This window comes from Chrysiogenia bacterium, assembly GCA_020434085.1.
Taxonomy (GTDB): Bacteria; JAGRBM01; JAGRBM01; order JAGRBM01; family JAGRBM01; genus JAGRBM01.
The window spans coordinates 1-4,864 of the sequence record JAGRBM010000621.1 but is presented as its reverse complement, the minus strand read 5'-3'; the positions used below and the strand labels follow the sequence as shown (position 1 = coordinate 4,864).

The 4,864-nt window shown below is 65.3% G+C and carries 5 protein-coding genes; 4 read left to right on the top strand and 1 reads right to left on the bottom strand.

What is annotated here, in order from left to right:
- Positions 1–135: 135 nt before the first annotated feature.
- Positions 136–825, bottom strand: coding sequence for an HAD hydrolase-like protein (locus KDH09_20055; protein MCB0222002.1), 690 nt, complete (start codon positions 823–825; stop codon positions 136–138).
- Positions 826–1,274: 449 nt separating this feature from the next.
- Between KDH09_20055 and pyrR the strand changes: the two genes are divergently transcribed.
- The 4 genes from pyrR to carA all read left to right on the top strand — a co-directional run.
- Positions 1,275–1,820 (top strand): bifunctional pyr operon transcriptional regulator/uracil phosphoribosyltransferase PyrR, encoded by a 546-nt coding sequence (gene pyrR, locus KDH09_20050; GenBank protein MCB0222001.1) that lies wholly within the window; start codon positions 1,275–1,277, stop codon positions 1,818–1,820.
- Positions 1,820–2,749 (top strand): aspartate carbamoyltransferase catalytic subunit, encoded by a 930-nt coding sequence (locus tag KDH09_20045; protein MCB0222000.1) that lies wholly within the window; start codon positions 1,820–1,822, stop codon positions 2,747–2,749. Before pyrR ends, KDH09_20045 begins: the two co-directional genes overlap by 1 nt.
- Positions 2,746–4,044 (top strand): dihydroorotase, encoded by a 1,299-nt coding sequence (locus KDH09_20040; GenBank protein MCB0221999.1) that lies wholly within the window; start codon positions 2,746–2,748, stop codon positions 4,042–4,044. Before KDH09_20045 ends, KDH09_20040 begins: the two co-directional genes overlap by 4 nt.
- The coding region (gene carA, locus KDH09_20035) for a glutamine-hydrolyzing carbamoyl-phosphate synthase small subunit (protein ID MCB0221998.1) at positions 4,041–4,864 on the top strand (824 nt) is incomplete at its 3' end. The genes KDH09_20040 and carA, both read left to right, overlap by 4 nt.

The following is a 4,864-nucleotide window of genomic DNA, read 5'->3' as shown; positions in this document are numbered from 1 at the left end:
TATCCGTGTTCATCCGTGGCCATCTGTGGTTCATTCTTCACGTCCACGTCCACGTCCACGTCCACGTCCACGTCCACGTTGCTCGTCATTCCTCTGCTGCGCTCGGGATGACGGAAGCTTGAACGTGTGGGCGCTCTACAGCCCCACGAACTCCAGAAACCCGTCCAGGTCTTCGAGGTTCTCCATCACCAGATCCGGCTCGTGGGCGGCCAGCTCGTCCGCGTCGTGGCGGCCGGTGGCGACGGCGATGGCTTTGGCGCCGGCGTATCTTGCGGCGCTGATGTCGTGGGGGGTGTCGCCCACGATGAAGACGTCTTCGAGCGGGATGTCCTCGCCGGCGTGTTTGCGGCCCTTTTCGATGCCGATCTTGATGAGCTCGCCGCGCACGGGGTGGTCGCAGGCAAAGCCGCCGAAGGGGAAGAAGTCGCTGATGCCGCCGTGGCGGAGCTTGACGCGGCCGCCGGCCTCGACGTTGCCGGTGCCAAGGCCCTGCACGGCGCCTGGATGATCGCGCAGCTTTTCGATGAGTCGCTGCACGCCGGGCAGGATCTCGTAGCCGGGTTCGTCGGTGAGCGAGGTGGGCAGCAGCTCGACGTAGCGGTTCACGACCGCGTAGCACTCGTCCATGGAGAACTCTTTGTCCGGAAACATGCCGGCCAGCAGCTCGCGCACGATCATGGGATCGGTCTTGCCGTCGGGGTGCAGCGCGACGCCCTCGGGGCGGGGGCCGTGGAGCTCTTCGAGCGCGCGGTAGAGCGTGCGCATGGCCACGCCGCCCGTGCCGATGAGGGTTCCGTCGATGTCGAAGAGGATGAGTTTTTTCACCGCGGGCTGACTCCACAAATGTGATTCCCACCGGGGGGCTGAGGGGCGTTCTAGCGGCCCCGCAAGCGGGAATCAATGCCCGCCGTCCCCGCGTGGTAAAAGGAGATGCGCGAAATTGGGCCCGCCGCGCTGTTGACAGCGGGCTGCGCTTCAAGCATGATCCGCCGCGTCCTTTAAGCCGGGCACCGAGAGGCCCGAAAGGGAAAAATGATGACCTGCAAACTTGCGTACAGCGCGGAACACTCCGGCGCGGGCCGGCCCCTGAAGGTGGCCGGATTTTTTTTGCCTGAAAGCCGTCTTCCGTTGCCCCTCTCCCTTTCAGGGAGAGGGAAGAGCGTAGCGAAGGGTGCGGGTGGAAGGCCGCAGGCGCTTCCGCACATTCACCCCCACCCGCCCTTCGGGCACCCTCTCCCTGAAAGGGAGAGGGGTATTTCTGAAGGGAGGCCCGCATGAGCGAGAAAGTCCTGCTCGATGCCGACGCCATCGACCGCACCCTGACGCGCATCGCCCACGAAATCCTTGAAAAGAAGCCTGGTGAGGACGGCCTCGCGCTGGTGGGCATTCGTACCGGCGGCGCCCAGCTTGCCGAGCGCCTGCAGGCGAAAATCGAAATAATCGAAGGCCGCGCGATTCCCTGCGGCGCCCTCGATATCACCCTCTACCGCGACGACCTGGCGCTCAAGAAGGGTCGCCCGGTCCTGCACCGCACCGAGATCGACTTCGATCTCGACGGCAAGGATGTGATTCTGGTCGACGACGTCCTTTATACCGGGCGCACGGTGCGCGCCGCCCTCGACGCGCTCATGGCCCTGGGGAGGCCCAAGCGCATCCAGCTCGCCGTGCTGGTCGATCGCGGCCACCGCGAGCTGCCCATCCGCGCCGACTACGTGGGCCGCAACCAGCCCACTGCCGAGAACGAGCGGGTCAAGCTCGTGGATGCCGACGATGCGAGCAAGAGCGCGCTGCTGCTTCTTCCGGGCGGGGAGGGGCACTGATGGAGTTTACGCGCAAGGACCTCGTTGACATCGCGAGCCTCTCGCCCGAGGAAATCACCGCGATTCTCGATACCGCGGGCGCCATGAAGGAAGTCCTTCAACGCGACCGCAAGAAAGTGCCGACCCTGCAGGGCAAGACGGTGGTCAACCTGTTCTTCGAACCCTCAACGAGGACGCGGGTCTCCTTTGAGCTGGCGGCCAAGCGTCTCTCGGCCGACATGATCAACATCTCTGCGTCGACTTCCAGCGTGACCAAGAACGAGACGCTGCTCGATACCGTGCACAACCTGGAGGCCATGCAGGCCGACTACGTGGTGGTGCGCCACCCGCTCTCGGGGGCGGCGGCGCTGCTCTCGAAGAACTGCCGCGCGAGCGTCATCAACGCTGGCGACGGCGCGCACGAGCACCCCAGCCAGGCGCTGCTCGATGCCTTCACGATTCGTGAGCGCCTGGGCGCCATCAAGGGGCTCAAGGTTCTCATCGTGGGGGACATCACCCACTCGCGCGTGGCGCGCAGCAACTTCTTCCTGCTCCAGAAACTCGGCGCGAAGGTGCTCTTCAGCGGGCCCGGCACGCTGATCCCCGATTCCTTCAGGGAACTGGGCGCCGAGGTCTACGAAAATCTCGACGACGCCCTTGCCGAAGCCGACGTCGTGATGATGCTGCGTGTTCAGTTCGAGCGCATGCAGGGGGCCTTCTTCCCCAGCCAGCGTGAATACGCGCGGCGCTTCGGTCTGAACATGGCGCGGCTTCAGCAGCTCAAGAAGGACGCCATCGTCATGCATCCGGGCCCGGTCAACCGCGGCCTGGAACTCGCGCCGGAGATTGCCGACGGGCCGCGCTCGGTCATTCTCGATCAGGTCAGCAACGGCATCGCCACGCGCATGGCCATCTTCTACCTGCTCAGCAACGAGGAGGCCGCCGCATGAAACTCGTCATTCAGGCAGGGCGCCTCATCGATCCGGCGCAGAAGATCGACGGCCGCTACGACTTGGTGATCGAGGACGGCCTCGTCGCCGACCTGGTTAAAGGCGGTTTGAAGAAGCTGCCCGAGGGCGCACAGAGTTACGACGCACTGGGTGCCACCGTCGCGCCGGGACTTGTCGATGTGCACGCCCACCTTCGCGAGCCCGGCCAGGAATACAAGGAAGACATCGCCTCGGGTTCCATGGCGGCGGCCGCCGGCGGCTTTACCACCGTCTGCTGCATGGCCAATACGAGCCCCATCAACGACAACGCCCAGGTCACCCAGTTCATCCGCGACCGCGCGCAGGACGCCGGGCTCATCAACATCCGCCCCATCGGCGCTATCACCAAGGGCTTCGAGGGCAAGGAACTGGCCGAGATGGCCGACATGATGGGCGCCGGCGCGGTGGCCTTCTCCGACGTGCCGCGCGCTATTCGCAGCGCCGAGGTCATGCGCCGGGCGCTCGAATACGCCCGCGGGCTCGGCGCCGTGATCATCGACCATGCCGAGGACGCCGACCTGGCGCGTGAGGGCGTGATGAATGAAGGGCTGGTCTCGACCCGGCTGGGACTTCGTGGTAACCCCGCGAGCGCCGAGGTGGTGCAGGTCGCGCGCGACGCCGCCATTGCCGGCGCCGCAAGGGCGCGGGTGCACCTGGCGCACATCACCACCCGCGGCGCCATCGAGCAGATTCGCTGGGCCCGCGAGCGCGGCGTGCAGGTCAGCGCCGAAGCGACGCCCCACCACCTGCTGCTCACTGAAGACGCGGTCGGCGGTTACGACACCAACGCGAAGATGGCCCCGCCGCTTCGCACCGAGGAAGACCGTCAGGCCCTGTGCGCCGCGCTGGCCGAGGGGCTGATCGACTGCATCGCCACCGGGCACGCGCCGCACACGCCGGATGAGAAAGCGCGCGAGTTCGACCTGGCCCCCTTCGGGGTGATCGGTCTCGAAAGCGCGCTGCCCGCTGCGCTGCAACTGGTGGCGCAGGGCGTGCTCGATCTGCCCACGTTGATCGAACGCATGAGTGCGGGCGCGGCGCGGGTGCTGGGGCTCGACTGCGGACATCTCAAAAAGGGCGCGCAGGCCGACCTGGTCGTCTTCGATCCGGCAGCCAGCGCGGTCATCGATCCGCAAAACTTCCACTCGAAGGGGCGCAACTGCCCCTTCGGCGGAATAGAACTCAAAGGCAAAGTGCTGGCGACTTTCTGCAACGGTCGCCTCGTTTACTCAGAGACTATGGAGAGCAATCAGTGAAAGGTCCCAAAGCAATTCTCGCGCTGGCCGACGGCACCGTGTTCGAAGGCACCGCCTTCGGCGCGAAGGGCGAAGTGACCGGCGAGGTGGTCTTCAACACCTCCATGACCGGTTATCAGGAGATCTACTCCGATCCTTCCTACAAGGGCCAGATCGTCACGCTGACCTACACGCAGATCGGCAACTACGGCGTCAACGACGAGGACTTTGAGTCGGATCGTCTGCAGGCCGAAGGCGTGATCGTGCGCGAGTATTTCGAGACCCCCTCGAACTTCCGCTCGCAGCGCTCGCTGGGCGAGCTCCTGGCCGAGCGCGGCGTCGTGGGCATCGAAGGCATCGACACCCGCAAGCTGGTGCGTCACATCCGCGATGCCGGCGCGCAGATGGGCGTGCTGAGCACCGAGGATCTCGACCCCAAATCGCTCGTCGAAAAGGCGAAGAACGCGCCGGGCCTTGTGGGCCGCGACCTCGTCAAGGAAGTCACCTGCGAGAAACCCTACGAGTGGACCGAGGGCACGTGGAAGCTGGGCGAGGGATACACCAAACCCGCAAGCCTCAAGCACCACGTCGTGGCGATGGACTTCGGGATCAAGCGCAACATCCTGCGCAATCTCGTTGACGTGGGCTGCAAAGTCACCGTGGTTCCCGCGACGGCCAGCGCCGAGGATGTGCTTGCCTACAACCCCGACGGGATTTTCCTCTCGAACGGCCCCGGCGATCCCGAGGGCGTTCCCTACGCGGCCGAGACGGTTGCGAAGCTCATCGGCAAAAAGCCCATCTTTGGAATCTGTCTGGGTCACCAGATCCTCTCGCTCTCGCT